The 26,378-nt window shown below is 65.0% G+C and carries 24 protein-coding genes, 1 tRNA gene and 1 pseudogene; 9 read left to right on the top strand and 17 right to left on the bottom strand.

The annotated features are described in order from the left end of the window. Nucleotides 1–46: 46 nt before the first annotated feature. Nucleotides 47–970, bottom strand: coding sequence for a LysR family transcriptional regulator (locus ACVIYL_RS08920; RefSeq protein WP_456778308.1), 924 nt, complete (start codon nucleotides 968–970; stop codon nucleotides 47–49). Between the two features lie 169 nt (nucleotides 971–1,139). Between ACVIYL_RS08920 and ACVIYL_RS08915 the strand changes: the two genes are divergently transcribed. Both ACVIYL_RS08915 and ACVIYL_RS08910 read left to right on the top strand, forming a co-directional pair. Next, nucleotides 1,140–2,309 (top strand): CaiB/BaiF CoA transferase family protein, encoded by a 1,170-nt coding sequence (locus tag ACVIYL_RS08915; RefSeq protein WP_456778307.1) that lies wholly within the window; start codon nucleotides 1,140–1,142, stop codon nucleotides 2,307–2,309. Nucleotides 2,310–2,316: 7 nt separating this feature from the next. Next, nucleotides 2,317–3,264 (top strand): hydroxymethylglutaryl-CoA lyase, encoded by a 948-nt coding sequence (locus ACVIYL_RS08910; protein ID WP_456778306.1) that lies wholly within the window; start codon nucleotides 2,317–2,319, stop codon nucleotides 3,262–3,264. Nucleotides 3,265–3,374: 110 nt separating this feature from the next. Here the strand turns inward: ACVIYL_RS08910 and nikR are convergent, their stop codons facing one another. Further along, entirely contained in the window at nucleotides 3,375–3,812 is a 438-nt protein-coding gene (nikR, locus tag ACVIYL_RS08905) for a nickel-responsive transcriptional regulator NikR (protein ID WP_456778305.1), read from the bottom strand. Between the two features lie 147 nt (nucleotides 3,813–3,959). Here nikR and ACVIYL_RS08900 point away from each other — a divergent pair, with 147 nt between their 5' ends. Next, nucleotides 3,960–6,164, top strand: coding sequence for a TonB-dependent receptor (locus tag ACVIYL_RS08900; protein ID WP_456778304.1), 2,205 nt, complete (start codon nucleotides 3,960–3,962; stop codon nucleotides 6,162–6,164). A 3-nt stretch (nucleotides 6,165–6,167) separates the two neighbouring features. Here ACVIYL_RS08900 and ACVIYL_RS08895 read toward each other — a convergent pair whose 3' ends face one another. After that, nucleotides 6,168–7,049, bottom strand: a complete 882-nt coding sequence (locus ACVIYL_RS08895; RefSeq protein WP_057020373.1) for a YiiX/YebB-like N1pC/P60 family cysteine hydrolase — start codon at nucleotides 7,047–7,049, stop codon at nucleotides 6,168–6,170. 199 nt (nucleotides 7,050–7,248) lie between these two features. On the opposite strand from ACVIYL_RS08895, the gene ACVIYL_RS08890 reads away from it, so the two are divergent. After that, nucleotides 7,249–8,658, top strand: a complete 1,410-nt coding sequence (locus ACVIYL_RS08890) for a flavin monoamine oxidase family protein (RefSeq protein WP_456778303.1) — start codon at nucleotides 7,249–7,251, stop codon at nucleotides 8,656–8,658. A 268-nt stretch (nucleotides 8,659–8,926) separates the two neighbouring features. Here ACVIYL_RS08890 and ACVIYL_RS08885 read toward each other — a convergent pair whose 3' ends face one another. From ACVIYL_RS08885 to pheS, 4 genes and pseudogenes are all read right to left on the bottom strand, one after another. Beyond that, the gene (locus ACVIYL_RS08885) at nucleotides 8,927–9,871 is read right to left on the bottom strand and encodes an MBL fold metallo-hydrolase (RefSeq protein ID WP_431016075.1); all 945 of its coding nucleotides are present in this window, start codon (nucleotides 9,869–9,871) and stop codon (nucleotides 8,927–8,929) included. Between the two features lie 35 nt (nucleotides 9,872–9,906). Continuing rightward, nucleotides 9,907–10,684: pseudogene (locus tag ACVIYL_RS08880) on the bottom strand (sulfite exporter TauE/SafE family protein). Nucleotides 10,685–10,899: 215 nt separating this feature from the next. After that, the gene (gene pheT / locus ACVIYL_RS08875) at nucleotides 10,900–13,308 is read right to left on the bottom strand and encodes a phenylalanine--tRNA ligase subunit beta (RefSeq protein ID WP_456778302.1); all 2,409 of its coding nucleotides are present in this window, start codon (nucleotides 13,306–13,308) and stop codon (nucleotides 10,900–10,902) included. A gap of 85 nt (nucleotides 13,309–13,393) precedes the next feature. After that, the gene (gene pheS / locus ACVIYL_RS08870) at nucleotides 13,394–14,476 is read right to left on the bottom strand and encodes a phenylalanine--tRNA ligase subunit alpha (protein WP_225161500.1); all 1,083 of its coding nucleotides are present in this window, start codon (nucleotides 14,474–14,476) and stop codon (nucleotides 13,394–13,396) included. A gap of 207 nt (nucleotides 14,477–14,683) precedes the next feature. Between pheS and ACVIYL_RS08865 the strand changes: the two genes are divergently transcribed. Beyond that, nucleotides 14,684–15,094, top strand: coding sequence for a hypothetical protein (locus ACVIYL_RS08865; protein WP_456778301.1), 411 nt, complete (start codon nucleotides 14,684–14,686; stop codon nucleotides 15,092–15,094). A 15-nt stretch (nucleotides 15,095–15,109) separates the two neighbouring features. Here the strand turns inward: ACVIYL_RS08865 and rplT are convergent, their stop codons facing one another. From rplT to infC, 3 genes are all read right to left on the bottom strand, one after another. Beyond that, nucleotides 15,110–15,469, bottom strand: a complete 360-nt coding sequence (gene rplT / locus ACVIYL_RS08860; protein WP_018269297.1) for a 50S ribosomal protein L20 — start codon at nucleotides 15,467–15,469, stop codon at nucleotides 15,110–15,112. A gap of 74 nt (nucleotides 15,470–15,543) precedes the next feature. Further along, nucleotides 15,544–15,744 carry a 50S ribosomal protein L35 gene (rpmI, locus tag ACVIYL_RS08855; RefSeq protein WP_008539890.1) on the bottom strand — a complete coding sequence of 67 codons (201 nt, stop codon included), beginning with the start codon at nucleotides 15,742–15,744 and terminating at the stop codon, nucleotides 15,544–15,546. A gap of 378 nt (nucleotides 15,745–16,122) precedes the next feature. After that, the gene (gene infC / locus ACVIYL_RS08850; protein WP_026192043.1) at nucleotides 16,123–16,662 is read right to left on the bottom strand and encodes a translation initiation factor IF-3; all 540 of its coding nucleotides are present in this window, start codon (nucleotides 16,660–16,662) and stop codon (nucleotides 16,123–16,125) included. Nucleotides 16,663–16,891: 229 nt separating this feature from the next. Here infC and ACVIYL_RS08845 point away from each other — a divergent pair, with 229 nt between their 5' ends. Together ACVIYL_RS08845 and ACVIYL_RS08840 are read left to right on the top strand one after the other, a co-directional pair. Continuing rightward, the gene (locus ACVIYL_RS08845; RefSeq protein WP_456778300.1) at nucleotides 16,892–17,692 is read left to right on the top strand and encodes an alpha/beta hydrolase; all 801 of its coding nucleotides are present in this window, start codon (nucleotides 16,892–16,894) and stop codon (nucleotides 17,690–17,692) included. 154 nt (nucleotides 17,693–17,846) lie between these two features. Then, a complete protein-coding gene (locus tag ACVIYL_RS08840) occupies nucleotides 17,847–18,314 on the top strand; it encodes a nuclear transport factor 2 family protein (protein ID WP_456778299.1) in 468 nt (155 codons plus the stop codon). Between the two features lie 106 nt (nucleotides 18,315–18,420). Here ACVIYL_RS08840 and ACVIYL_RS08835 read toward each other — a convergent pair whose 3' ends face one another. Genes ACVIYL_RS08835 through ACVIYL_RS08825 form a run of 3 tightly spaced genes read right to left on the bottom strand, consistent with a single transcriptional unit; the run spans nucleotide 18,421 to nucleotide 21,084 of the window. Continuing rightward, complete coding sequence (locus ACVIYL_RS08835) at nucleotides 18,421–19,218, bottom strand: acyl-CoA thioesterase domain-containing protein (RefSeq protein WP_456778298.1); 798 nt, start codon at nucleotides 19,216–19,218, stop codon at nucleotides 18,421–18,423. Between the two features lie 34 nt (nucleotides 19,219–19,252). After that, nucleotides 19,253–20,443: a tRNA epoxyqueuosine(34) reductase QueG gene (queG, locus tag ACVIYL_RS08830; RefSeq protein WP_456778297.1), complete on the bottom strand. Its 1,191-nt coding sequence runs from the start codon at nucleotides 20,441–20,443 to the stop codon at nucleotides 19,253–19,255. Beyond that, the gene (locus tag ACVIYL_RS08825; RefSeq protein WP_016839974.1) at nucleotides 20,392–21,084 is read right to left on the bottom strand and encodes a glutathione S-transferase family protein; all 693 of its coding nucleotides are present in this window, start codon (nucleotides 21,082–21,084) and stop codon (nucleotides 20,392–20,394) included. Before ACVIYL_RS08825 ends, queG begins: the two co-directional genes overlap by 52 nt. Nucleotides 21,085–21,347: 263 nt before the next feature. Between ACVIYL_RS08825 and ACVIYL_RS08820 the strand changes: the two genes are divergently transcribed. Then, nucleotides 21,348–22,154, top strand: a complete 807-nt coding sequence (locus ACVIYL_RS08820) for an undecaprenyl-diphosphate phosphatase (RefSeq protein ID WP_028341730.1) — start codon at nucleotides 21,348–21,350, stop codon at nucleotides 22,152–22,154. Between the two features lie 299 nt (nucleotides 22,155–22,453). Here the strand turns inward: ACVIYL_RS08820 and ACVIYL_RS08815 are convergent, their stop codons facing one another. Continuing rightward, nucleotides 22,454–23,422, bottom strand: a complete 969-nt coding sequence (locus ACVIYL_RS08815) for a complex I NDUFA9 subunit family protein (protein WP_456778296.1) — start codon at nucleotides 23,420–23,422, stop codon at nucleotides 22,454–22,456. A 146-nt stretch (nucleotides 23,423–23,568) separates the two neighbouring features. Here ACVIYL_RS08815 and ACVIYL_RS08810 point away from each other — a divergent pair. After that, nucleotides 23,569–23,655: transfer RNA gene (locus tag ACVIYL_RS08810), tRNA-Leu, on the top strand. 451 nt (nucleotides 23,656–24,106) lie between these two features. Here ACVIYL_RS08810 and ACVIYL_RS08805 read toward each other — a convergent pair. The 3 genes from ACVIYL_RS08805 to styA form a co-directional block, all read right to left on the bottom strand. Next, nucleotides 24,107–24,331 (bottom strand): hypothetical protein, encoded by a 225-nt coding sequence (locus ACVIYL_RS08805; RefSeq protein ID WP_456778295.1) that lies wholly within the window; start codon nucleotides 24,329–24,331, stop codon nucleotides 24,107–24,109. A 47-nt stretch (nucleotides 24,332–24,378) separates the two neighbouring features. Continuing rightward, nucleotides 24,379–24,906 carry a flavin reductase family protein gene (locus ACVIYL_RS08800; protein ID WP_456778294.1) on the bottom strand — a complete coding sequence of 176 codons (528 nt, stop codon included), beginning with the start codon at nucleotides 24,904–24,906 and terminating at the stop codon, nucleotides 24,379–24,381. Between the two features lie 129 nt (nucleotides 24,907–25,035). After that, nucleotides 25,036–26,286, bottom strand: coding sequence for a styrene monooxygenase subunit StyA (gene styA / locus ACVIYL_RS08795; protein WP_456778293.1), 1,251 nt, complete (start codon nucleotides 26,284–26,286; stop codon nucleotides 25,036–25,038). Nucleotides 26,287–26,378: the final 92 nt, after the last annotated feature.

The following is a 26,378-nucleotide window of genomic DNA, read 5'->3' as shown; positions in this document are numbered from 1 at the left end:
TTTCGCAGGGACGACACTGAACCTGTGCAACCACTGGGTCATACATTCAGATCAGCAGCGTCGCCTCCCAGGCGCCGCGGCCCACCTGGTCTGCGATCAGGGCGCGGATCAGGCGGCACATCTCCTCCATGACGTAGGTCATCGGGCGATTGCGCAAGCGGCAAAGATAGAGCGTGCGGGTCAGTTTTGGTTCGATGACTTCGCGCGCGACCAGCAATCGTGCCTTCAACGGCTCGCTGACGAAATGCGTCGTCGCGATCGTGCAGCCAAAACCCGCGGTCAGCGCGCCGATCATGCCGCTGGTCGAGTTGAGATGCATGATCGCATTGGCCTCGAGCCGCTTCAGCAGCACGGGATCATCCAGCAGCGCGCGCGCCGATAGTCCGTACCGCAGAAGGATCAGCGGCAGCCGCGTCACCTCCTCGAAGGGAATTGGCGTCTTCTTGCCGATCAGCTTCTCGGTGCCGACGCAGAACATCTGTTCCTCCAGCACCGGCTCGGCGACCAAGTCCTTTTCCGACGGCGGATTGTAGACCAGCGCGAGGTCGACCTCGGAGCTCAGCAGATGCAGCAGCGTCGCGCCGGAGAGACTCTCGGTCAGCGACAGCTTCAGGTTCGGATATTTCGTCAGCACGGTGCGCATCAGCGGCACGCCGATCGCCTTCATTCCGGAATTGGCCATGCCGATCGAGATGTCGCCGGCGATCACGCTGGCGCCTTCCTTGATCTCGCGCTCGGCCGCCGCCATCGCGCGCAGGATGATGCGGGCATGTTCATAGAGCCGCTCGCCCGCCGCGGTCGGTTCCATGCCGCGCGGCTTGCGCTCGAACAGCGGCGTCGCGAATTCCGCCTCGAGATTGGCGATGTGGTGGCTGAGCGCGGATTGCGCGACGTTGGCCTGATCCGCCGCCCGCGACAGGTTGCGCTGCTCGTAAACCGCGATGAAATAGCGAAGCTGGCGCGAATCCATGAGGGTTCAGCGTTCTAGAACCACGAATACTCTATTCGACAGATTATATTTTTCAGATAGCGTGCGGAAGCCTAACCTGCGCCGATCACAAAGCGTTTTCGAGCGAAGCGGTACCGGTTCGCGTGAAGAAACGCGTCAGAACAAGAGCGCAACGAGCACGGAGAAACCGATGACCGGGAACGGACTGCCGCTGGAAGGCGTGAGGGTCGTCGAGATGACCCACATGGTGATGGGGCCGACCTGCGGCATGATCCTGGCGCAACTCGGCGCCGAGGTGATCAAGGTCGAACCGCCCGCCGGCGACAAGACCCGTTCGCTCGGCGGCATGGGAGTCTCGTTCTTTCCGTTGTTCAACCGCGGCAAGCGCAGCGTGGTGCTCGACTTCGCCAAGCCCGAGGACCGTGACACGATGCACCGGCTGCTTGCCAGCGCCGACGTGTTCCTGGAGAATTTTCGCGACGGCCAGCTCGACAAGCAGGGGCTCGGCGCCGAGGAGCTTCGCCAAAAATATCCGCAGCTGATCATCGCCGGCCACAAGGGCTTTCTGTCCGGTCCCTATGATCATCGGCCGGCGCTCGACGAGGTCGTGCAGATGATGTCGGGGCTCGCCGCGATGACCGGCACGCGCGACAAGCCGCAGCGCGTCGGCTCCTCCGCCAACGACATCATGGGCGGCATGTTCGGGGTGATCTCGATCCTCGCCGCGCTCTATCAGAAACGCGGCGGCGACAGGAGCGGCGCTGACATCCGCATCGGCCTGTTCGAGAACTGCCTGTTCCTGGTCGCCCAGCACATGGTCGAGTACGAGATGACCGGACGCAAGCCGCGCTCGATGCCGGAACGCGAGCATGCCTGGCCGATCTACGACATCTTCGATACCGCCGGCGGCGATCGCATCTTCATCGGCGTCGTCACCGAAGGTCATTGGCAGAGCTTCTGCCGCGAGTTCGGCCTCACGGAATTCGCCGACGATCCGACGCTGCGCTCGACCACGGACCGCATCATGGCGCGCGACCGGATCATTCCGCGCGTTGCCGCGGTGGTCAAGGATTGGAACGTGGCGGATCTCTCGGCGAGGCTCGACGCGCTTAACATCTGCTTCTCGCCGATCAACCGGCCGGAGGATCTGCTCGGGGATCCGCATGTGCTGCGTCCCGGCGGGCTGGTCAACAACGTGAACGCCGACGGCAAGCCGTTCCGCGTCCCCGCGCTGCCGCTCGAATGGAACGGCCGCAATATCGGCGAAGGTCTGAAGGTGCCGGTGCTCGGCGCCGATACCGAAGCGGTGCGCGCCGAGCTCGCACAACAGAAGATTTCATCAACCGGAAACGCTGCGTGAGGCTGACATGACCCGTGTCCGCGATATCTATCCCACCGACAAGGTGAGCCTGCGCGAGGTCGGCCTGCGCGACGGGCTGCAGCTCGTGAAGACGTTCCCGTCGACCGCGGCGAAAGAGCGCTGGGTGCGCGATGAATACGCCGCCGGCGTACGCCATTTCGAGGTCGGCTCGTTCCTGCCGGCCAAGACCTTCCCGCAATTCGTCGATGTCCGCGACGTGGTCGCCTCCATCGCCGCGCTGCCCGGGGCGCACGGCGTCGCGCTGGCGCTGAACGAGCGCGGCGTCAACGAGGCGCTGGCCACCGGCGTTGCCGAGATCGCCTCGGTGGTATCGGCGACCGAGGAGCACAGCCAGGCCAACGCCAACCGCTCGCGCGAATCCGCGATCGAGAACATCAAGCGGCTTTGCGAGCTGCGCGATGCCAGCGCGCACAAGCCCCTGGTCAATGCCGCGATCTCGATGGCACTGGGCTGCTCGATCGTCGGTCCCGTCGATCCGAACGAGGTGCTGCGCCTCACCGAGAAGCTCTACGAGGTCGGCGTCGACATGGTCGCGATTGCGGACACGGTGGGTTATGCCGGGCCGAAGCAGGTCGGCGAGCTGACGCGGGGCGCGGTGAAGATCGCGGGATCGAAGCCGGTCTGCGTGCATCTGCACGACACCCGCGGCATGGGCATCGCGAATGCTTCCGCCGCGCTCGATGAGGGCGCCCGCGTGCTCGACGGCTCGCTCGGCGGCCTCGGCGGCTGCCCGTTCGCGCCGGGCGCCACCGGCAATGTCGTGTTCGAGGACCTCGTCTTTCTCTGCGAGAGCAAGGGATTTCCGACCGGCATCGATCTCGATCGCCTGGTCGAGGTGCGCGCGATCCTGAAATCGGAGATGCCGAACGAGGCGCTCTATGGCGGTCTCGCCCGCGCCGGCCTGCCGCGCGGCACCAAGGCGAGGGCGGCGTAGCGTATTCATTGCGTAGCCCGGATGGAGCGAAGCGAAATCCGGGGCCTCGCCCGCAGACGGAGCTTCCCGGATTTCGCTGCGCTCCATCCGGGCTACGAGACGACACGCTCTCAATCGTGCCCGTGCCCCCGCTTGCGCGGCTTCTTGTCCGGAGCGGTCGGGATCATCACGACGCGACCGTAACGCACACCGCGCTCGGCGATGATGTGATCGGCGAGATGCCGGACCTCGCTGCTGGCGCCCTTCAGCGCCGTCACCTCCATGCAGCTGTCGTCGTCGAGATGCACATGCAGCGTCGCCAGCGACAGGTCGTGATGGCCGTGGAAATTCTGCACCAGCCGCTTTGACAGGTCGCGCGCGGCGTGATCGTAGACATAGACCAGCGCCGCGACGCATTGCCCTGACGGCGTGTTCTCCGCGCTCTGCTGCAAGCCGGCGCGTGCGAGATCGCGGATGATCTCGGAGCGGTTTTGATAGCCGCGCGCATCGGCGGCGGCGTCGATCTCCGCGAGCAGGTCATCCTCGATGGTGATGGTGATGCGTTGCATGGATTATCCGTGGTGGCTCGATTGCCTGGCGGTATGACATTTTTCTTGTGACGTCATACTGAGCTTGCTAGCGTCGCTTTGCCGAGGTTGGTTGGACTGGTGCGGTCGTCGCGTGACTGTAACAGGTATCATGCGGGGGCATGGGCGTTGCGTCGTACTGCATGGCGGATATTTCCCGCCGCCGCGTCCATTGCAGCATTTGCGCCGGCCGCCGAAGCGCAGGCGGTCGCTACCGTGCCCGGCCAGTTGCCGCCGGTGACGGTAACGTTGCCGGACCAGGCGCCACCCAGGCACGCCAGACCGTCCCGGCGTCCGCGCCATGTCGCCAGCGGCGGCCGCAAGCCTGCCGCGCTCCAACCAAGCCAACCCACCGCTGCGAGCGACGGAATCACCGGCGGCTCGGCGACCGTGTCCGCGTCCGATCTGCAACCGACCGCCGCCAGCGCGCGGCAGATCAGCGGCGACGAGGTGAATGCGCGGCCGATCTCGCGCGTCGGCGAAGTTCTGGAGGTGGTGCCGGGTCTGATCGTCACTCAGCATTCCGGCGAGGGCAAAGCCAATCAATATTTTCTGCGCGGCTTCAATCTCGATCACGGCACTGACCTCGCCATCACCATCGACGGCATGCCGGTCAACATGCCGACCCACGGTCACGGCCAGGGCTATGCCGACATCAATTTCCTGATCCCGGAGCTGATCCGGTCGATGGACGTCCGCAAGGGTCCATACTACGCGGACAACGGCGACTTCGCTTCCGCCGGCGCGGTCGATATCAATTATCTGAACGGACTGCCGAAGAGCATCGCCGAGCTGACGGTTGGCAGCTTCGGCTATCAGCGCGCGATGGCAGCCAGCTCGGCCAAGGCCGGCGATGGCACGCTGCTCGCAGCCTTCGAGGCCAACAAATACAATGGCCCGTGGGACGTGCCCGACGACATTCGCAAGCTCAACGGCGTACTGCGCTATAGCCAGGGTACCGCGACCGACGGCTTCTCGCTGACCGCGATGGCCTATTCCAACGGCTGGAATTCGACCGACCAGGTCGCGCAACGTGCGATCGACCAGGGCCTGATCGGCCGTTATGGCACGCTCGATCCGACCGATGGCGGCACCGCCAGCCGCTTCAACCTGTCCGGCAATTGGGCGCAGTCCAGCGACTACGGGCAGAGCAAGCTCAACGCCTATGTGATCCGCTCCTCGCTGCAGCTTGACAACAACTTCACCTATTTCCTCGACGACCCCGTCAACGGCGACCAGTTCAGCCAGACCGACAGGCGCACCGTCTATGGCCTCGACGCCAGCCATGCTTTCGACCTTCGCTTCGCCGGCATCGATACGCAGACCCGGGTCGGCGTGCAGACCCGCTACGACGACATCAATGTCGGCCTGTTCAAGACCGCGCAGCGCGAGATCCTGTCCACCGTGCGCAACGACCAGGTGCAGGAGGGCAGCGTCGCGCTGTGGGCCGATACCACCGCGCGCTGGACCGACTGGCTGCGCACCACGGTCGGCATCCGCGAGGATTATTTCGCCGGCCATGTGCTGAGCGACACGCCGCAGAATTCCGGCAACGCCCGGGCGGCGATGACGAGCCCGAAGGCCGGCATCGTGCTCGGCCCCTGGTCCAGGACCGAGTTCTACGGCAATGCCGGCTTCGGCCTGCATTCCAATGACATCAGGGGTGCGACCATCACCGTCGATCCCAACGACAAGATCACGCCGCTCGAGCGCGTGCCGCTGCTGGTGCGCTCGAAGGGCGCCGAGCTCGGCATCCGCACCAGGGCGATCGACGGCCTCACTTCGTCGCTCGCGGTGTTCGTGCTCGACTTCGATTCCGAGCTGCTGTTCGTCGGCGATGCCGGCACCACCGAGCCCAGCCGGCCGAGCCGGCGCGTCGGTGTCGAGTGGACCAACCAGTACAAGCTCCTGCCGTGGATGAGTTTTGATTTCGATCTCGCCTATACCCGCGCCCGCTTCATGGATGACGATCCGGCCGGCAATTTCATTCCGGGTGCGCCGGCGTGGGTCGCCAGCGGCGGCGTCACCTTCGGCCGCGAGACCGGCTGGTTCGGCAGCCTGCGCGCCCGCTATTTCGGCCCGCGCCCGCTGATCGAGGATGACGGCGTGCGCTCGCTGTCGTCATTCATCGTCAACGCCCGCGCCGGCTACAAATTCGACAACGGGATGCGGCTGCAGCTCGACGTCCTCAATCTCTTCAACGCGCAAACCAACCAGATCGAATACTATTATCTGTCGCGGCTGCCGGGCGAACCGATCGATGGCGTCGCCGACCGCCACGTTCATCCTGCCGAGCCGCTTGCCGTTCGGCTGACGCTTGCGGCAACATTCTGATCGTCACACCGGCGCGCGACCTTCCGCGGTCATTTCCGCAGCCGGAAGCGCCGTCTCTTCGTCAGTCGCTTCAGGAACAAGCGGCGGCGACTTACGTTCTGGAAACACACCGAATTCGCCCGCCACCTCCTGGAGCGGCTTCTGCTTGTCGGCCCAGTGCAGGGCCGTGTAGTCGAAACCGTGCACGATGGTGGGTTTGACGACTTCGAAATAGGGCGAGATGTCGAAGTCGCGCGGCATGTAGAGCGAGGAATCGCGGATATGCAGGATCTCGCGGCGCGCCTTGCGGCTGGCGGCGCGCGTGATCTTGGGCAGGATCGGATAGCGCACGGCGTCGAACGCCTGCGCGATCAGCGCCGAGCAGATGATCTTGGTCGGATCGCCGGAGCCGAACGCGATCATGCGGCGGCGCCAGCGCTGCGGGATCGGCAGCGGAAACAGATAGCGCGCGAGATCGACGATGTTCTTGGTGTCGTAGCCGAAGCCGATGCGGTTGATGGCGTAGCGGCACACCGTGGTGCGGTCCTCGAACGACAGGCCGACCGGACGGCAGAGGCGGGTGTGGTAAGCGAGATATTTCGACAGCGGCGCGGAGGTCACGCCTTCGCCGATATTGGCCTCGATCAGCACATGCTGTTCGCCGTCAGGCTCGAACGCGCCGTCGATCGGTCCGACAAACAGCGCGGCGTGCGACCAGGTCGACTGCGTGAGGTATTTGATGATGCCGGAAATCCGGTTGTTGCCTTCGACCAGCAGCACGTCGCCGGGCTGCATGATGCTCCGCAGATGGTCCGGGTCGCTCGGCGTGAACGGCTCGTAACCGGGCACTTCCTTCTGCAGGTACCCCGCGATCCATTTACCGACGGTATCGAGCATTACGCCCATGGATTCCCCCCAGCGGTTCTATGACCGCTTGTGTTTCACTTAATCATGGTCGCAAGCTGTTGCAATTTAGTTCATGCCATCGGCGGATCAATCATGATTGATTTACCGTGATGGTTGCTGCGGTCGGTGAGATGCGGCACAGTTCGCGAAGCGTTCCCGTTCTCCGCAAGTCCCCGGAAACCATGCCAGAAGCTATGTCATGACCGTGACCCGCCGCGATTTCCTGTCGGCGTCCGCAGCCTTCGCGTTGGTGCCTGCGCTGGGCGGCCGGGTGCTTGCTGCGCCGCCGCCGCGCGAGGCCGACATCGTCGTGATCGGCGCGGGTGCCGCAGGCATTGCCGCGGCGCGACGGATCGCGGCCGCCAACCGCAAGGTGATCGTGGTGGAGGCGGCGGGCCAGGTCGGCGGCCGCTGCCAGACCGATGCGTCGACATTCGGCGTGCCGTTCGACCGCGGCGCGCGCTGGATGCACAATCCCGAGACCAATCCGATGATCCGGCTGGCCCGCTCCGCGGGCCTCGACATCGTCACGGCGCCTGCGGGGCAGAAGATTCGCATTGGCCGGCGCTACGCCCGTCCCGGCGAGACCGAGGAGTTTCTGGCGGCGCTGGTGCGCGCCAATCGCGCGATCGACGACGCTGCGCGCAAGGCCGATATTGCCTGCGCCGCAGCGATGCCGAAGGACCTCGGCGATTGGGCCGGCACCGCGGAATTCCTGCTCGGGCCCAGTTTCTGCGGCAAGGATCTGAAGGATCTTTCCGCCGTCGACAAGGTGCGCGGGCAGGATCGCAACACCGCGATCGCCTGCCGGCAGGGGCTCGGCGCGCTGATCGCAAAGCTCGGTGAGGGACTGCCGCTGGCGCTGTCGACGCCGGCGCAGCGTATCCTGTGGAGCAATCGCGACGTCATGGTCGAGACGCCCTCCGGCAAGATCACCGCGCGTGCCGCCATCGTCACGGTGTCGAGCAACGTGCTTGCGAGCGGCAATATCAAATTCGCGCCGGAGCTTCCGAAGCGCGCGCTCGATGCCGCCGCCAAGCTCAGCCTCGGCAGCTACGATCGCATCGCGCTGCAGATCCCCGGCAATCCGCTCGGGCTGTCGCGCGATGACGTCATCATCGAGCAGAGCAATTCGACCAAGACGGCGCTGCTCTACGGCAATATCGCAGGCTCTTCGCTGTGCACGATCGACGTCGCAGGCTCGTTCGGCCGCGACCTGTCGGCGCAAGGCGAGCAGGCGATGTCGGCTTTCGCGGTGGAATGGCTGACCAAGCTCTATGGCAGCGAGGTCGGCGCCGCCGTCAAGAAGACCAGCGCGACGCGCTGGGATGCACAGCCCTTCACTATGGGCGCGATGTCGGCTGCTGCACCCGGCGCACAATTCTCGCGCCGAATCCTGGCCGAGCCGATCGGCGCCATGTATCTCGCGGGCGAGGCCACCCATGAGGCGCTGTGGGGCACCATCGACGGCGCCTGGGACAGCGGCGAGCGCGCCGCCGACGCCGCGCTGCGCAGGATCGGCGGGGCGAAGGAAGCGACACCGGCGCCCGCAGCGCCCGCCGCAAAACACAAGCGCCGCACGTCGCCTCGCTCCGGGGCGATGAATTGACGGTCGGGTGAGGTGACGGTTGAGCGCGGCCGGCCTTACCGTGGTGTGTGCGGTGATTGGTGGCGAGTGCTGCCGCACAACAGATGTCGTCCCTGCGAAAGCAGGGACCCATACGCCGCAGCAGATGTTGTGATCGGGACTCGTCGTTCCACTATCGTTCAGCAATAACCATTCGTGGTTATGGCTCCCTGAGTTCGCAGGGACGACACCGAGGATGTTGCGCAGCAGGTGGTCATGAATCCGCATTCTCGCGACATGATTTGTCTTTTCACACCGGCAGCTTCAGCTCCATCAGATCCTTGGCCACCACGATGCGGCCGGAATAGTTCTTCTTCACGTCCCTCGTCCAGTCATCGTCGGTGACCTGCCGATCGTCGCCGGGGACGAAGTGGCTCAGCACCAGCGTCTTCACGCCGGCGGCGGCTGCGATGCGGCCGACGTCCTCGGTCGAGGTGTGGCTGTCGAGCAGATGCTTCTTCAGCGTGGCGCCGTTCTTGGTCGTGGCAACCAGGCGATCGACCGCGGGGACGTAGAGACATTCGTGCACCAGCACGTCGACGCCCTTGGCAAATTCGGCGAGCTTCGGGTTGTAGGCGGTGTCGCTGGAGAACACGATGGTGCCGTCCGGGGTCTCGAACTTGTAGGCGAAGTTATCCGTAATCGGCGGGTGCGGCGTGCGGAACGCGGTCACGGTGACATCCGATGTCTTCAGCACCACGCCATCGTCGCTGATGTCTTTCGCGATCAGCAGCTTGCGCGGGTCCGGGCGGCCTTCGTCCTCGATCCGGGTCTCGACGTCGAACTTGTTCAGCTCCCAATATTCTTTGGTCATCGCCTCGATGCCCTTGGGGCCGAACGAATGGATCGGCGTCGAGAGGCCGGCCGCCCAGGCGTTGTAGAACAGATTGCCGTATTCCAGATTGTGATCGGAATGATGATGGCTGATGAAGATGTACTTGACCTGCGGGATCGGCACGCCCGCGCGCACGAGCTGGCGGCTGACGCCCATGCCGCAATCGATCACGAACGGGGTATCGTTGACGACGACGAGATTGGCGGGGTTCGAAGCGCCGTTGCCGACGCGCGGCCCGCCCTTGGTGCCGAGGAACACGATGCGGGTCCGCGCCTTGTCGGTTTGCGCGCGCACGTGAGGCGCCGCGAGCACGGCGGCGCTGCCGAGCGCCAGTTTCAATGCGTTGCGGCGATCGATCATCGGTGTCTCCCTGGTCTCTTTTGAATGCTGCGACCCTAGCCGCCGCGCAGGATGCCATCAAGCGCCGGCAGGCCGACGATGACGGCAGCCGCGATCAGCGCGTAGCAGATCGCGCGAAACACCTTTTCGCTCGCCTTGCCGAACAGCGCGGCGCCGAACCAGACGCCGATGCCGTAGATCGGGCCGACGATCAGCGAGAACTTGACCGATTCGATCGTGATCAAGCCGGTGAACCAGTAGCTGACCAGCGAGAAGAAGTCCGAGGCGCCGAAGAACAGCACGATATTGGCGCGCGAGATCACCGACGAGATCGGGCGGCCCAGCCAGTAGGCGACGATCGGCGGGCCGCCGGTTTGCGCGGAGGCCGCTGCAGAAGCCGGAGAGGCCGCCGACGCCGACGGAGAGGGCGACGTGCTCCTTGCCGTGATAGCGCCAGCCCGACAGCAGCAGTGCGAGCAGCGCCGCGACGAAGCAGGAGATGATCCAGCGCGTCGTGACAGGCTCGAGCACGGTCAGGAAATAGGTGCCGATGGGAACGCCGACCAGCGCGCCGGCGACCATGACCGCGGTCGCCTTGCGGTCGGCATGGGTCCACGCGTTCGGCAGCAGCGGCGTGGCGGCGATGAAGTCGATGATGAGCAGCAGCGCCGCCACCAGCCGCGGCGCCGCGACGCTGCTCGCGAGCGGCATGAAGATCAGCGCCGAGCCGAAGCCCGAGAAGCCGCGCGCCGTGCCCGACACGAAGGCGATCGCGCAGATCGCGAGCGCGATGCTGGTCGAGATGTCGGAGGGGATCAGGCTGAAGGAGGTCATGAAAGGATAACGAGATTCGACTAGCTGGCTGGCAACTCAAAGCGCCCCTACTCAGACCCGTCATCCCCGCGCAAAGGCTTCGCCTTTGTCGCTGGAGGTGCGAGCAGAGCGAGCCTCGAAGGATGCACGGCCACAGGCGGGGCCGTCGACCCTTCGAGACGGCCGCTACGCGGCCTCCTCAGGGTGACGGTGCAATAGACCGCCTGTGGTTCACATCACCCGCGCAGCGTGCCGCCGGTCTTCTTGGTCACATCGGCGACGACCTTGGCGGCGACCGCGTCGATCTCCTGGTCGGTCATGGTCTTCTCGCGCGGCTGGATCGTCACCGCGATCGCGATCGACTTCTTGTCGGGGTCGATGCCCTTGCCTTCGTAGACGTCGAACACGGTCACATCAGTGATCAGCTTCTTGTCGACATTCTGCGCCGCGCGGACGATGTCGCCCGCCTTGACGCTGCGATCGACGATGAAGGCGAAGTCGCGCGACACCGGCTGGAATGCCGAGAGCTCCAGCACCGGCTTCGCGCGCGTCGCCCGCTGCTTGCCTTGCGGGATGCGCTCGAGGATCACCTCGAACACGATCATCGGGCCGTCGGCGCCGAGCGCCTCGGCCGCACGCGGATGCAGCTCGCCGAAAGTGCCGAGCACGTTCTGCGGGCCGATCTGGATGGTGCCGGAGCGTCCCGGATGCAGCCAGGCCGGACCGCCGGGGACGATCTGCAGCGCCTGCATCGGCGCGCCGGCGGCCGCCAGCACGGCGAAGGCGTCGGCCTTGGCATCCATCGCATCCGCCACAGCCGAGCCGGCCCAGTGTCGCCCGATCCCCTTCGACGAGGCGAAGCCATGGCGCACGCCGGAGGCGGCGACCAGCTGGTCCTCCGGGCGGTCGCCGCGGAACACCTGGCCGACCTCGAACAGCGCCACATCAGGATAGCCGCGGTTGATGTTGGCCTGAACCGCCGCGACGAGGCCGGGCAGCAGGCTTGGCCGCATGTCGGAGAGATCGGCCGCGATCGGGTTGGCGAGCACGAGCTCGCTCTGGCCGCCGCCGAACAGTTTTGCCGCGTCATTGGTGATGAACGACCAGGTCACGGCTTCCACCATGCCGCGCACGCCGAGCGCGCGCTTGGCGCGGCGGGTGCGCAGCTGCATCGGCGTCAGCACCGGCTTGCGCGGCTCCTCGCCGCGCTCGAACGGCGTCATCGGCACCTTGTCGACGCCGACGATGCGCACGATCTCCTCGACGATGTCGGCCTTGCCGTGCACGTCGGTGCGCCAGGACGGGATCGCGATCTTCACCACGGGGCCGTTGCCGGCCAACATGAAGCCGAGCCGGGTGAGGATCAGCTTCACCTCGACCAGCGGCACCTCGATGCCGGCAAGGCGCTTCACTTCACTGAGCGGGAAATCGATGACGCGATCCTCGCCGAACTGCTTGCCGACCACGACGTTCTCGGACGGCGTGCCGCCGCACAGCGCCAGCACCAGTTTGGTCGCGAGCTCGAGCCCGGGCACCATGAAGGCCGGATCGACGCCGCGCTCGAAGCGATAGCGCGCGTCTGAATTGATGCCGAGCTTGCGGCCGGTCTGCGCGATGTTGATCTCGTTCCAGAGCGCCGATTCGATCAGCACGTCGGTGGTGTTGTCGTCGCAGCCCGAGGCTTCGCCGCCCATGATGCCGGCGAGCGATTCGACGCCGTGCTCGTCGGCGATCACGCAGATGTTGCTGTCGAGCGTATAGGTGCGGCCGTCGAGCGCGAGCAGCGTCTCGCCGTCCTTGGCGCGGCGGACGGTGAGGTTGCCCTGCACCTTCCTGGCGTCGAACACGTGCAGCGGGCGGGCGCGGTCGTAGGTCATGAAGTTGGTGATGTCGACCAGCGCGTTGATCGGGCGCAGCCCGATCGAGGTCAGCCGCTTCTGCAGCCATTCCGGCGACGGGCCGTTCTTCACGCCGCGCACCAGCCGCAGCGCGAAGCCCGGACACAGCGTGGCGTCTTCCACCTTCACCGCGACCGGGCAGGGGAATTCGCCCTTGACCGGCTTGATGCCGGGATCCCTGAACTTGCCCATGTCGGCGGCGGACAGATCGCGCGCGATGCCGTGCACGCCGGTGCAGTCCTGCCGGTTCGGCGTCAAATTGATCTCGATGGTGGGATCGCCGAGCCCGGCCCAGTCGGCATAGCCCTTGCCGAGCGGCGCGTCCGCCGGCAGCTCCATGATGCCGTCGTGATCCTCGGAGATCTGCAGCTCGGCCGCAGAGCACAGCATGCCGCGGCTCTCGACGCCTCTGATAGTGCCGACGCCGAGCGTGATGTTCTTGCCGGGGATGTAGGTGCCGGGCGGCGAGAACACGCTGATCAGCCCGGCACGCGCATTCGGCGCGCCGCAGACCACCTGCACCGGCGCACCACCGTCGCCGGTGTCGACCATGCAGACACGCAGCCGGTCGGCATTCGGATGCTGCTCGGCCGAGATCACACGCGCGATGGTGAACGGCGCCAGCGCCTTCGCCTTGTCCTCGATGTTCTCGACCTCGAGCCCGATCATGGTGAGCTTGTCAGCGAGCTTGTCGAGCGGCTCGTCGGTCTCGAGATGTTCCTTCAGCCAGGAGAGGGTGAACTTCATGACGATGACTTCTCCAGTCCCCTCTCCCGCTTGCGGGGGAGGGTTAGGGTGGCGGCTTTCTTCACGATGGGACCGAAGGCAAGATTCACGAACTCAAGCCCCCCGCGATCGACGGGATGTCGAGCGGCTTGAAGCCGTAGTGGCTGAGCCAGCGCACGTCGCTGTCGAACAATTGGCGCAGGTCGGCGATGCCGTATTTCAGCATCGCGATGCGGTCGATGCCCATGCCCCAGGCAAAACCCTGGTAGACGTCGGGATCGAGGCCGCAGGCGCGCAGCACGTTGGGGTGCACCATGCCGCAGCCGAGAATCTCCAGCCAGTCCTCGCCCTCGCCGAAGCGGATCTCGCCCTTGTCGCGGCGGCACTGGATGTCGACCTCGAGCGACGGCTCGGTGAACGGGAAGAACGACGGCCGGAACCGCATGTTGATGTGGTCGACCTCGAAGAACGCCTTGCAGAACTCGTGCAGGATCCATTTGAGGTGGCCGAGATGCGAACCCTTGTCGATCACGAGGCCCTCGACCTGATGGAATTGCGGCGTGTGCGTCGCGTCGGAATCGATGCGATAGGTGCGGCCCGGGCAGATCACGCGGATCGGCGGCTGCTGGGTCAGCATGGTGCGCACCTGCACCGGCGAGGTGTGGGTCCGCAGCAGCATGCGCGAGCCGTCCTCCTTCGGGTTGAAGAAGAAGGTGTCGTGCATCTCGCGCGCCGGATGGCCTTCGGGGAAGTTCAGCTTGGTGAAGTTGTAGTCGTCGGTTTCGATGTCGGGACCTTCGGCGACCGCAAAGCCCATGTCGGCGAAGATCGTGGTGAGCTCGTCCCAGACCTGGCTCAGCGGATGGATGCGGCCGGTCTCCGCCGGCGCCTCGCGCAGCGGCAGCGTGACGTCGATGGTCTCGGCGGCGAGGCGCGCATCGAGCGCGGCCGCTTTCAGCACGTCGCGCCTGGCCGCGAGCGCCTGCGTCACCGCATCCTTGGCGAGGTTGATCTTGGCGCCTTCGGTCTTGCGCTCGTCCGGCGACATCTTGCCGAGGGTGGCGAGCAAGGCCGAGATCGAGCCCTTCTTGCCGAGCGCCGAGACGCGGACCGCCTCGAGGGCGGCCTCGTCAGCGGCTGAGGCGATCTGGTCGAGGATGGATTGTTCGAGCGTTGCGAGGTCGGACACGGTCAATTCCTGCGCTTGAGCGGAGCATGATCCGGTGGGAAGAACCGCTGCCCGAACCGGTACCATGCGCCAAAATTCGGCTGGGTTGTCGCCGCCCGAAGGCGGTAACGTCAAGCAAAAAGCCGGTCATTTCGGGCCGATGGCCGGCAGCATTGAACCCCGCGCGGAGGCCGGGCTACCCAAGGGGAGTTCAAGGAGGCCCACGCGATGTTGCTGCGATCTTGCCTGGCCGTGCCGGCGGTGCTGTTGATGCTCACCACGGCGCATGCCGCGACCGAGGAATGTCCCGCCAAATCGACCCAGATGGACGACATCATCGCGGAGCTTCAGAAGGCGCCGAGCTGCAACCGCGCGATGAAGATCTTCGAGGCGTGCGAATACGGCGCCAGCGGAGACGTCCAGTTCGGCGCCGTGGTCGAGAAGAGGTGCGAGGGGGACTTCCTGTCCGGCCTCGGAACGTCGCAGAAGAAGGCCTATGCCGGCCAGCTCAAGCGCTGCGACCACAAATACGACAACGAAAGCGGCACCATGTACCGCTCGTTCACGGCGTTCTGCCGGGCGATCGTCGCCCAGCGCTATTCGCAGAAGGCGCTGAAGGCGGGCCCCAAATCGCGTTAGGGCCGCCCGCTAGGATCAGGCGGCCAGCGCGGCCTTGGCCTTCTCGGCGATCGCCTGGAACGCAACCGGCTCGTGGATCGCGAGATCCGACAGCACCTTGCGGTCGACGACGACGCCCGACTTGGAGAGGCCGTTGATAAACACGCTGTAGGTCATGCCGAACGGACGGACCGCGGCGTTGATGCGCTGGATCCAGAGCGCGCGGAAGGTGCGCTTCTTGCGCTTGCGGTCGCGGAAGGCGTACTGGCCGGCCTTTTCGACGGCCTGCTTGGCGACGCGGATGGTGTTCTTGCGGCGGCCGTAATAGCCCTTGGCGGCCTTGTAGACTTTCTTGTGCTTGGCGTGAGCGGTCACACCGCGTTTGACGCGAGACATGACGGAAATCCTTGATCTGGAAGAGGTGACGGGGCGCCGCGCAGTCGCGGCGAGGGTTCAAGCGATCGGTGCGATCAGGCGTTCGGCAAGAAGTACTTCTTGACGTTGTCGCCGTCGGTCTTGAACAGCACGCGGGTGCCGCGGAGCTGACGGATCTGCTTCTTCGTCCGCTTGATCATGCCGTGGCGCTTGCCGCGCTGGGCGTGCATGACTTTGCCAGTGGCGGTCACCTTGAAGCGCTTTTTAGCGCCCGACTTGGTCTTCAACTTGGGCATTTGGCTCTCCTGTCGCACAGCACGAAAATCGCCCCGAGAGGCGTCCGGCCGGCTAAAATGCTCGTTAGAGCGTTGAAAGTGCTAAGGTTTTTTCCGAATTGAAAGAACCTGCACCAGACGTCGCCACGGCAGCCCTTGATCAGCCGGGCGGCGAAGGCCCGGCTTATGACAGAGGATCGGCGGTTTTGCAACGTTTCAGGCGGGAAATCGGGGCCGGAACCCGGTAGCCCGGATGGAGCGCAGCGCAATCCGGGGCAGGTCGCGCCGCGGATGAACCGGCCCCCGGATTGCGCTGCGCTCTATCCGGGCTACGGAAACGAAACAGCCCGCCAGATCGCCTGACGGGCCATTTCATTTCAACAAAGCGACAAATTCGAACTAGCGCGGCGCCAGCACCATCACGACCTGGCGGCCCTCGAACTTCGCGTCCTGCTCGACCTTGGCGAATTCGGCGACGTCGGCCTTCACCTTGTCCAGCAGCTTGGTGCCGATCTCCTGGTGCGCCATCTCACGACCGCGGTAGCGCAAGGTGATCTTGACCTTGTCGCCTTCCTCGAAGAAGCGCTGCATCGCGCGCATCTTCACGTCATAGTCGTGATCGTCGATCATCGGGCGGAGCTTGATCTCCTTGATCTCGACGACCTTCTGCTTCTTGCGAGCTTCGGCAGCCTTCTTCTGCGCGGAATACTTGTACTTCCCGTAGTCCATGATCTTGCAGACGGGAGGGCTGGTATTCGGCGAAATCTCGACGAGATCCATGCCGGCTTCCATGGCCATCTTGATGGCCACCATGGTTTCGACGGTGCCCTGATTGACACCCTCCGCATCGATCAGCTGGATCTGTGCGTTGCGAATCTCGTCATTGGTGCGCGGCCCTTCTTTGGCGACTGTGGGCGGGGCTCTATTGGGACGGCGAATGGGTAACTCTCCAAAGTTGTGAAAGGGAAGGCGGATATTTTGAAGCAAGATGCTGCAACGGGCAAGCGAACTCGCTTCTTTAAGCGGCAAAACCGCCAATTGCGAGGCATTTTGGCCACGCCCGGCACATATAGCGGGCGCGTCTGCTCCGCAAGGCAGGGGTCGCAGCCGTTGACCGGTGCCGCGCGACAATTGAAAAGCAGATGTCTGACACGCGAGTGACCGAACCATGAGCCAAACCGCCGCATCGGAACAGGAACCTGCCTTCATCGAGGTCGGCGAGGGCAGCGAGGCGCGCCGGATCGCGGTGCGGGCCCGTGCCGGCAGCAATCCCGGGCTGTTCTGGCTCGGCGGCTTCAAGTCCGACATGGCCGGCACCAAGGCGCTCGCGCTCGATGCGTGGGCGGCCGAGCACGGCCGCGGCTGCGTCAGGTTCGACTATTCCGGCCATGGCGAATCCGGCGGCGAGTTCGCCGACGGCACCATCGGCCGCTGGCTCGAGGAGAGCGTGGCCGTGTTCTCGCAGTTCTGCAGTGGGCCGCAGGTCGTGATCGGGTCCTCGATGGGCGGCTGGATGGCGCTGCTGCTTGCGCGCGAGATCGCCAAACGGGCCAATGCTGGCGGCGGCAGCGCTTCGCTCGCCGGCCTCGTGCTGATCGCGCCGGCGCCCGACTTCACCGAGGAGCTGATGTGGAAGGCCTTCTCGCCGGAGGTCCGCGCCGAGATCGAGGCCAAGGGCATGTGGCTGCGTCCGTCCGAATATGGCGACGGCACGCCCTATCCGATCACCCGCAACCTGATCGAGGAGGGCCGCAACCACCTGCTGCTCGGAAGCAAGATCGACGTCGGCTGCCCGGTGCGCATCCTGCAGGGCGCGCAGGATCCCGACGTGCCGTGGAAGCACGCCTTCGCGCTGGTGCACCGCCTGCCGGCCGAGGACGTCGTGCTCACCATGATCCAGGACGGCGACCATCGCTTGTCGCGTCCGCAGGACATCGCCCGCATCATCGCCGCGGTGGCGGAAATCTAGCCACGCCGCCCGCCCTTCGAGACGGCCGCTTCGCGGCCTCCTCCAGCGACAACGGCTTCGCCGTTGCGCGGGGGTGACGGCTACGGAGAAAGACGTCATCCTGAGGTGCGAGCGAAGCGAGCCTCGAAGGATGGCCGCACGCGAGGGAGAAGCCATGGACACGACAACGATGCTGCGCGCGTTCTGCGACGCGGTCGAGCAGCGCAACGGCAAGGCCTTTGCGAGCCTTTTCACCGAGGACGGCGTCTATCACGATGTGTTCTACGGTGCCTTCAAGGGCCACGGCAAAATCGCCGAGATGATCGACGACTCGTTCTACCGGACCGCGACCGATTTCCGCTGGGTGATGCACGATCCCGTCAGCGACGGTGCAACGCTCTACGCGCGCTACACGTTCAGCTACCGCTCGACCTTGCCGGAAGCCAAGGGCGCGCGTGCGATGTTCGAGGGTGTCGCGATCATGCGGCTGCGCGACGGCAAGATCACGGAGTACCACGAGGTCGCCAACACCGCGCCGGCTTTCGTCGACTTGAACTTCGCGCCGGAGCGCATCGCCAAGATCGTCGGCAAGCAGGGCGCGGAGCTGAAAGCGCGGCCGGAGATGCAGCGGCATCTGGCGTGAGGACTCTCCGTCGTCATTGCGAGGAGCGAAGCGACGAAGCAATCCACGCCTCGGCAAGCCGAGACATGGATTGCTTCGCTTCGCTCGCAATGACGACGGTGACAGCCTACGGCGGCGGCGGATTGGTCATCGGCTTGCGCTGGGCGAGCGCCGCCACCGTGGAGGTGCCGATCGGGCCCTGCTCGTCATAGAGCCAGCATTCGCCGATCGCGATGCCGTCCGTGGCGTGATGGTTGACGACCTCGAAGCCGATCCAGTTGGTCACCGGCAAGCGGTGCAGATAGATCGTGACGTCGCTGTTGATGTAGCCGAGCCCCTGGTCGCCGGCATTGGCGAAGGGGCTGGCGAAATCCGCGCCGGTCGCGACATGGACGAACGGTGTCATCTTCACGCCCGCGACGAGCTCGCGCACCTCGCTCATCCAGAGCCGTCGCTCGCCGAGCGAGCCCATATGGCCGACGATCGGCCGCGTCTCCCATTTGCCGTTCATGCCGAGCCTCGGATCGGTCGGCTTTGGAATCTCCGCCGGCGCCGGCACCCGCCAGTTCGGCGGCGACCACACATTGCCGGGCGCATTTTCCGTCCTGCGCAACAACTGGCAAGAGGCGCGCGCCATGCTGGTGCCGCCGGAGACAAACTCGGCCTCGATCATCTTGATGCGCATGCCGTCGCGCACGAGCTTGGTCGTCACCTCGATCGGCGTCGTGATGTTGGGCAGCCGGAACATGTCGACCGTCAGCCGGGCGGGGACGAAATCGTCGGAGCCGTGGCGCTCCTCGATGACGAAGGCGAGGAGGCCGATCACGACGCGGCCGTGCAGGGATTCCGGACTCCACGGTCCGTTCGCAACGGCCGTCGGCATGAAGCCGTCGCCGTGCCTGGTGAAGAAGGGCTGGTTTGTCATGGCGTGCGACCATGACGGGAATGGCGCGATGAAATCAAGAGGCGGTGGCCGCGCGCCACTCCTGGTGCACGGTGACGTCGGGCTCGCCGCCGGCGCGCGATGCCAGCGCCGCGAATGCTTCGCGGGCGATCAGCTGCGACAGCGCCCACACCGCGGCGCCGCGCACCAGCGGGCTCGCGTCGTCGAGCAAACGCCGCGCTTCAGCGGCAAGGCTTGCGTCACCGGAGTTGCCGATCGCGATCAGCACATTGCGGATGAAGCGGTCGCGGCCGATGCGCTTGACCGGCGACTTCGTGAACAGCGCGCGGAATGCGGCATCATCGAGCCGTGCGAGATCAGCGAGCGCGGGCGCCCGCAACGTATCGCGCGCGGCGAGCTTCTGCTCGCGCCCCGCTTGCGCGAACTTGTTCCACGGACATACCGCGAGGCAATCGTCGCAGCCATAGATGCGGTTGCCGATGCTCTTGCGGAATTCGTGTGGGATCGGGCCCTTGTTCTCGATCGTCAGATACGAGATGCAGCGCCGCGCATCGAGCTTGTAGGGCGCGGGGAACGCCGCGGTCGGGCAGATGTCCTGGCAGGCGCGGCAGCTGCCGCAATGATCGGCCTCGGCATCATCGCGCGGCAGCTCGGTCGCCGAATAGATCGCCCCGAGAAACAGCCACGAGCCGAATTCGCGCGACACGAGGTTGGTGTGCTTGCCCTGCCAGCCGATGCCGGCGGCCTGGGCGAGCGGCTTCTCCATCACGGCCGCGGTGTCGACGAACACCTTCACCTCATCGCCGGTGATAGCGGCGAGCCAGCGCGCCAGAACCTTCAGCCGCTTCTTGATCACGTCGTGATAGTCGTCGCCCTGCGCATAGACCGAGATCGCGCCACGCGACCGGCGCGCGAGGATGTCGAGCGGGTCGTCGTGGGGCCCGTAATTGACGCCGAGCATGATGATCGAGCGCACGCCGCCCCACAGCGCGCGCGGATCGGCGCGCCGCTCCGGATTGGCCGCGAGCCAGTCCATGTCGCCATGGCCGCCGGAGCCGAGGAATTCGAGGAAATATTTTCCGGCCTCGCTGGTCGCGTCAGGCGCGGTGAAGCCGACGGCGTCGAAGCCGAGCGCATGCGCCTCGCGCTGAAGCGCTGCCTTGAGATCGGAAGGGGAGAGCCTGACCGCCGGGTTCAGAAGTCGAGGTCCACATAGGTGCGCGACGCCGGCACCCCCGCCAGCCATTCGCTGAGCAGCGGGCGGAACGACGGGCGGGACTTCACCCGCGCGTACCACGACTTTGCCGCGTCGTCCTCGCTCCATGGCACGTCGCCCAGATAGTCGATCGCCGAGAGATGCGCCGCGGCGGCGAGATCCGCGTAGGTCAGGCGGTCGCCGGCGAGATAGTTCCGCGTCTTCGCCAGCCAGCCGATATAGCTCAGATGATAGCGCACATTGACCTTGGCGGCGCGCATGATGTCGGGCGCCGGCGGGCCGCCGCCATTATCCTCGCTCATGAACCGCTTGTAGATCCGCTCGGTCACCAGCGGGTTGGAGGCTTCCTCGAAGAATTTCTCGTTGAACCACGCCATCAGCCGGCGCACCTCGACGCGCTCGGCCGTCGACGTCGGCAACAGCCGCCGGTCGCCGGCATCGAGGCCGTGCGCCTCGTCGACATATTCGGCGATCACGGGCGCACCCGGAATCGGCGGAAAGCCTTCGGCGATCAGCACCGGTGTGGTGGCCGCCGGATTGAGCGCCAGGAACGCCTCGCGCCGTTCCCACACCCGTTCCTCCACAAGGCGCAAATCGAGCCCATACTCGCCGAGCACGAGCCGAATGAAGCGCGAATGCGGACAGAACGGATGGTGATACAGCGTGTACATGAAGCCCTTGGTAGTTTCGCGGCGCTTAAGAAATCATCAACCTGTGCGGTCTGGACCTGTGCTTCGGCCAGACCAGTTCCGGTCGTCTCTATGTCGCGTCAGCACGCAAACCGGTAGCCATCCCCGCAGATGGTGCGGGTCACAAAAACGCTATAGCTCAGCAAATCGGCCGGGTAACCTATTGTTTGACGATTTTTTGCGATTGCGGCCAATGTGCGAATAAGCGAGAAGAATCCCGTTTTCCACACAGGGCAGGCCACAACATGATGACGGATATGCTGCGGGCGGTGATTCTCGGCATCATCGAGGGCGTCACGGAGTTCCTGCCGGTCTCCTCGACAGGCCACCTGCTGCTTGCGGAGCGCTTCTTCAATCTGGGCGAAGGCAATTTCTGGAAGAGCTTTGCGATCCTGATTCAGCTCGGCGCGATCCTCGCGATCCTCGCGCTCTACTTCGTCAAATTGTGGCGCGTGGCGCTCGGCATGTTCACCAATCCCGACGACCGCCGCTTCGTGATCGGCGTGCTGGTGGCGTTCCTGCCCGCCGTCGTGATCGGCCTGATCGCCGGCAAATACATCAAGGAGTTCCTGTTCAATCCGTGGGTGGTCTGCTTCACGCTGATCGTCGGCGGCGCCGTGCTGCTGTGGGTCGATCAGCTCGATCTCAAAGTGTACGAGGACGATGCGACCCGCTTCCCGCTACTGATGTATTTCTGGATCGGCGTCGCGCAGTGCCTGGCGATGATTCCCGGCGTGTCGCGCTCGGGGGCCAGCATCGTGGCGGCGATGCTGCTCGGTGCCGACAAGCGCTCGGCGGCGGAGTTCTCGTTCTTCCTCGCGATCCCGACCATGGTCGGCGCGTTCGCCTATGATTTCTACAAGAACCGGGCCGACTTCACCTCCGACAATCTCAGCGTCATCGCGGTCGGCTTCGTGGTGTCGTTCATCACGGCGATGATCGTGGTGCGGGCCTTCCTCAACTTCGTCACCCGACGCGGCTTCACCTTCTTCGCCTGGTGGCGCGTGATCGTCGGCACGCTCGGCCTGATCGCGCTGGCGATGGGACGGTAAGGGGCGACGGACACCATCCCATCACCGTCACCCTGAGGAGGCCGCAAAGCGGCCGTCTCGAAGGGCGACGGCCCTGATCCCGGCCGTTCATCCTTCGAGGCTCGCCCAGCGGCGCAATTGCGCCGCAAGGCTCGCACCTCCAGCGACAAAGGCAAAGCCTTTGCGCGGGGATGACGGGGAAGGGCTTGGTAGCGTGGGAAAAGCGTAGTGGTGCCGTGCCGGCTCGCGCGGAGCCTGTCATCGGGCGCGCGTTCGCGCGACCCGTTGGCTTGGCCGGGACGACAGGTGGAGAGAGCTGCCTACGCGCTCTTCTTCTGGAACTGACCCGTCGCGCGGAAGCGCCAGAGATATTGCGGGGCGATCGCTTCCATCGAATCCGGCGAGATGCCGAGGCCTGCGAAGGTCAGGCCGGCGGCCTTGGCGGCGTCGGACACCACATTGTCCGAACGCAGCATCTCGACCTGGTCCGGCGTCAGCGTGAACGGCCCCGGCGCGAACTGCAGGAAGTACGACTGGAACTTGGCGAGGCCGAACGGCAGCGGCGCCAGCATGCGATCGCGCTGGGTGATCTTGAGGATGATCTGCATCACCTCGCGCATGGTCAGCACTTCCGGCCCGCCGAGCTCGTAAGCTGCGCCCTGCTTCGCCTTGCCGTCCACGGCATGGACCACTGCGTCCGCGACGTCGCCGACATAGGCCGGCTGCACCGTGTTGACCCCGCCGCCGACCAGCGGCAGCACCGGTGACATCCGTGCCAGCGCCGCAAAGCGATTGGTGAACTGATCCTCGGGCCCGAACAGCAGCGACGGCCGCATGATGGTGGCCGACGGCAAGCCCGCCAGCACCGCCGCCTCGCCGTCCGCCTTGGCGCGGAAATAGCTCGAGGGCGAATCCGCGTCGGCCCCGATCGCCGAGACATGGACCATCCGCCCGCCGGCGGCGGCCGTCGCCTTGGCGATGGTCTCGGCGCCCTTCACCTGCACGGCATCGAAGCTCTGCCCGCCGCCCTCGGCCAGGATGCCGACCAGGTTGATGGCGATATGCGAATCACGCATCGCCGCCTCGACCGAGGCCGGGTAGCGCACATTGGCCTGGACGGCATGGATCTGCCCGACCCGGCCGAGCGGCTGCAGATGGCCGGCCAGCTCGGGCCGCCGCACCGCGACTCGGACGCGGTAATCGCGCTTGCAGAGCGCTCGGACCACGTTTCGCCCCAGAAAACCCGATCCGCCGAAGACCGTGACCAGCGTGTCCAGGTTCGATGCCATGGGGTGATTCCTGTGGGATTCGAGAGCGATTGACGTAGGTTAACCGTCTGGCGATACGCCATCGGCCTTATCCTGTACAGGGTATTTGAATTTCCAATCGCTAATTTGACAAGCGCGCAACCGATCCTTACTAAGCCGCTCCACATGCCCAGGTGGCGGAATTGGTAGACGCGCTGGCTTCAGGTGCCAGTGGCTTAACGGCCGTGAAGGTTCGAGTCCTTTCCTGGGCACCACCCCCTTATTAAGCGATTGAAATCGCTCGCGTTCGGTGTGCCATGTGCCATCCGTGAGCCTTACGTCGAAGCCTTCCAGCATGATTCTGGCTCGAAGGGCGCTTGCATAGAACATTAAGGCGCACGATCGCGCCATAACGGATGGCGAATGCGGGACATGGAGTCCCGCCGCCGTCCACGCGATGCATGCTCGAGCGGCAGCCAGACATCCGAGCGATTTTGGAGAAAAATGCGCCTCTGGTGTAGGCTTCGCCGGTGGTCGATTTGAATATATTTCAAGGAGATAGATCATCATGATGATGAGGCAGATCGTCGTATGGGCCGCGGTTCTGATGACAGGCGGCGTTACCGCCGCTTCAGATGCGCTTGCGCAAGGCGTTGGTGCGCAAGTTCCGCGACCGACGATCCAGGGGGGCGCTTTGAATCAGAACATCAGGCCGCCCAACAATACTTATTTTGACAGCCGTCCCTCGACGGCTCCGCAGACGATGAATCCGAACAGCGCGGGTTTCTCCACTAGCGGCCCCCATACAGGGCCCAGGTACATCGGAAACGTCAAATGATGCAGCAGGGCCGCCTCGGGCGGCCCTTTCGCATTGGGCATGTCGTCCGGCCGCGCGGCGAGCTGGCGCTCGCGATCGTTCTCCCGTGTGGCCACCGCTCCAGTGCGCCGCAAATTTCGGGTTCTCCAGGTGTCGTCGCGCGAAGGCTTCGCGCTTCGCCTTAGATCGCCCATCCGTCGGCGGGATAGGCGATTGTGTCCGCGGGCATGATCGCCGCACCGAGCCCGTTGCAGAATCGGCTGGAATAAAAGGCGAGCGGGGAACCGTCTCGCTGCCGGCACCAGCGGACCTCGCCAATGAACAGCGTGTGGTCGGCGACGTCAATTGACCGGACCACGTCGCAAGCGAACTGGGCGATCGCTTGCGACAGGACGGGAAACTCTTCCCGATTGACCAGCGATGGCGAGCCTTCGGTCCGCGGCCCGCCGGAGAAGTGCGCGCAGAGTGCGAGATCTTCCGCGTGAAGGACATTCACGGCGTAACGCTTCGAATCCATGATCGCCTGCCAGGTCCGCCCTCGCATCACCGAGACCAGCCCGGTCAGCGGTTTGGTGGAGACGGTCGTGAAGCTGTTGGCCGTCATGCCGACCGGAGTGCCGTCGCGTTCGATGCTTGCCACGACTGTCACGCCTGTGGGGAATCGCGCAGCGGCCGCCCGGAAGCTCGCCGGATCGGGATGCGGGTTCATCGATAGCGCTCCATGGCGAAACGGCAAGAGGTCGCGCCTTTCGGCGTGTGGTTCGAGAGATGGTTTGTCGGCACGCAGCCGCTGCCTGGTGCAAGTGGACCGTACGGCAGGCTCGCGATCATTGTTGCGTCAGGCGGCGAGCGGCGCGCGCCTGTCGATCCAGGCGTGGATGCGCTTGTCGGTCGCGACACGATCCCACTGACGCTCCGGGTAGTTGAAATTATCGGTGAACTCGTCGCACAGTTCTCGGTCCTGCGCCATGGTGAGGATCAGCCGACCCATCGCCTCGGACGGCGGCCGCAGCATCAGATTCGTCCAGCGCGCAGCCGCGAACACGCGATTTTCGCGGGCGCGATCCACCTGCTCAACGAAGCGTGCGTCGAAGGCCACCGTTTCCACGATCGCCTTGCCGAGTTCGAAGGCGGCGTAGGAGGCGATGTTGGCACCTTGGCCCATCAGCGGATCGACCACTGAATGTACGTCGCCCAGCGCGACGGCGAATTTCTCGCCATCGAAGGCGACCGACGATTGCCGCACGGTCGGCACCACCGCGCCTTGCAGCAGGTCGAGCGGCTGGGCAAGCCCGAAGCGATGGGTGTCGATCCGGTTGTAGGTGTGCGGATGATGCTTTTCCAGCTTGTCGAGAATTGTCTGGCGGAAGGCTGCGGGGTCCGCGTCGTAGCTCAGCGAGACCAGATCGGCCATGTCGCCGCCGGGAATGTTCTCCATCAGGAGCGCTGTCTTCATGCCGTTGAATGACAGCGTCGGAATGACGATCATCTCGCCATGTCCGGGCGACACCGAGAGCGTGACACCGCGCGGGTCGTCACCGTCCGGGCTGCCGTGATCGACGCCGTCATAGAGGCCCACGCAGAGCAGGCGCTGTGGCTGGCTGTAGGGGGACAACTCCGGCCGATGGGCGAACATTCGCCCGAGCGCACCTTTGCCGGTCGACACGACGAGAAGGTCAAAGCGCGAAACCAGAGCCGGGATGTCGTCGTCCTGGATGCTGGCATATTCGATGCTGCCGCCGCGATCCTCGAAATCCTTCATCAGCGCGGGCAGGTACATGCGGTAATCCACTGCCCGGCTCGGCTTCTTGAACGCGCCGCGAAACCGCAGCCCGTTGCCTGGGAAATTAAAGAAATGGTCGTGGTGGTGGTAGATCGTGGCGCCGTCATCCCAATGGTTCACGCCTAGCTCGTTCTCACGCGCGATGGTGACGCTGTGATGGGCGACCGTGTTCATCAGCCGCGCCGAGGCGTACTGCTCCGGAGTGCGGTCGGTCAGCACCGTCGCCTGGATCCCATGCCGTTGGAGATAATGAGCCAGATGCAGGCCCCCGATTCCGGCGCCGACGATCCCGATCGATTTGTTCATTGTTGATCCTCCCTGGTTACCGAGAGGCTAGACCGGATCGACTGTGTCCATGTAGGGAATGATAAGAATATTACAAATTCCTGGGAGGAATG

The organism is Bradyrhizobium sp. USDA 3315 (assembly GCF_054056795.1).
Note: the sequence above shows the minus strand (reverse complement) of the source record. Positions and strands in the feature narration are given on the sequence as shown.

Coding starts and splice junctions, on each gene's coding strand:
- ACVIYL_RS08865 (WP_456778301.1), top strand. CDS start 14,684: ATGTTGCTGCGATCTTGCCTGGCCGTGCCGGCGGTGCTGTTGATGCTC.
- ACVIYL_RS08895 (WP_057020373.1), bottom strand. CDS start 7,049: ATGGGCGTAATGCTCGATACCGTCGGTAAATGGATCGCGGGGTACCTG.
- ACVIYL_RS08815 (WP_456778296.1), bottom strand. CDS start 23,422: ATGGCATCGAACCTGGACACGCTGGTCACGGTCTTCGGCGGATCGGGT.
- rplT (WP_018269297.1), bottom strand. CDS start 15,469: ATGTCTCGCGTCAAACGCGGTGTGACCGCTCACGCCAAGCACAAGAAA.
- ACVIYL_RS08845 (WP_456778300.1), top strand. CDS start 16,892: ATGAGCCAAACCGCCGCATCGGAACAGGAACCTGCCTTCATCGAGGTC.
- rpmI (WP_008539890.1), bottom strand. CDS start 15,744: ATGCCCAAGTTGAAGACCAAGTCGGGCGCTAAAAAGCGCTTCAAGGTG.
- ACVIYL_RS08890 (WP_456778303.1), top strand. CDS start 7,249: ATGACCGTGACCCGCCGCGATTTCCTGTCGGCGTCCGCAGCCTTCGCG.
- ACVIYL_RS08915 (WP_456778307.1), top strand. CDS start 1,140: ATGACCGGGAACGGACTGCCGCTGGAAGGCGTGAGGGTCGTCGAGATG.
- pheT (WP_456778302.1), bottom strand. CDS start 13,308: ATGAAGTTCACCCTCTCCTGGCTGAAGGAACATCTCGAGACCGACGAG.
- styA (WP_456778293.1), bottom strand. CDS start 26,286: ATGAACAAATCGATCGGGATCGTCGGCGCCGGAATCGGGGGCCTGCAT.
- ACVIYL_RS08820 (WP_028341730.1), top strand. CDS start 21,348: ATGATGACGGATATGCTGCGGGCGGTGATTCTCGGCATCATCGAGGGC.
- ACVIYL_RS08840 (WP_456778299.1), top strand. CDS start 17,847: ATGGACACGACAACGATGCTGCGCGCGTTCTGCGACGCGGTCGAGCAG.
- ACVIYL_RS08800 (WP_456778294.1), bottom strand. CDS start 24,906: ATGAACCCGCATCCCGATCCGGCGAGCTTCCGGGCGGCCGCTGCGCGA.
- queG (WP_456778297.1), bottom strand. CDS start 20,443: ATGGCTGGCGGGGGTGCCGGCGTCGCGCACCTATGTGGACCTCGACTT.
- ACVIYL_RS08825 (WP_016839974.1), bottom strand. CDS start 21,084: ATGTACACGCTGTATCACCATCCGTTCTGTCCGCATTCGCGCTTCATT.
- ACVIYL_RS08835 (WP_456778298.1), bottom strand. CDS start 19,218: ATGACAAACCAGCCCTTCTTCACCAGGCACGGCGACGGCTTCATGCCG.
- nikR (WP_456778305.1), bottom strand. CDS start 3,812: ATGCAACGCATCACCATCACCATCGAGGATGACCTGCTCGCGGAGATC.
- ACVIYL_RS08920 (WP_456778308.1), bottom strand. CDS start 970: ATGGATTCGCGCCAGCTTCGCTATTTCATCGCGGTTTACGAGCAGCGC.
- ACVIYL_RS08910 (WP_456778306.1), top strand. CDS start 2,317: ATGACCCGTGTCCGCGATATCTATCCCACCGACAAGGTGAGCCTGCGC.
- ACVIYL_RS08885 (WP_431016075.1), bottom strand. CDS start 9,871: ATGATCGATCGCCGCAACGCATTGAAACTGGCGCTCGGCAGCGCCGCC.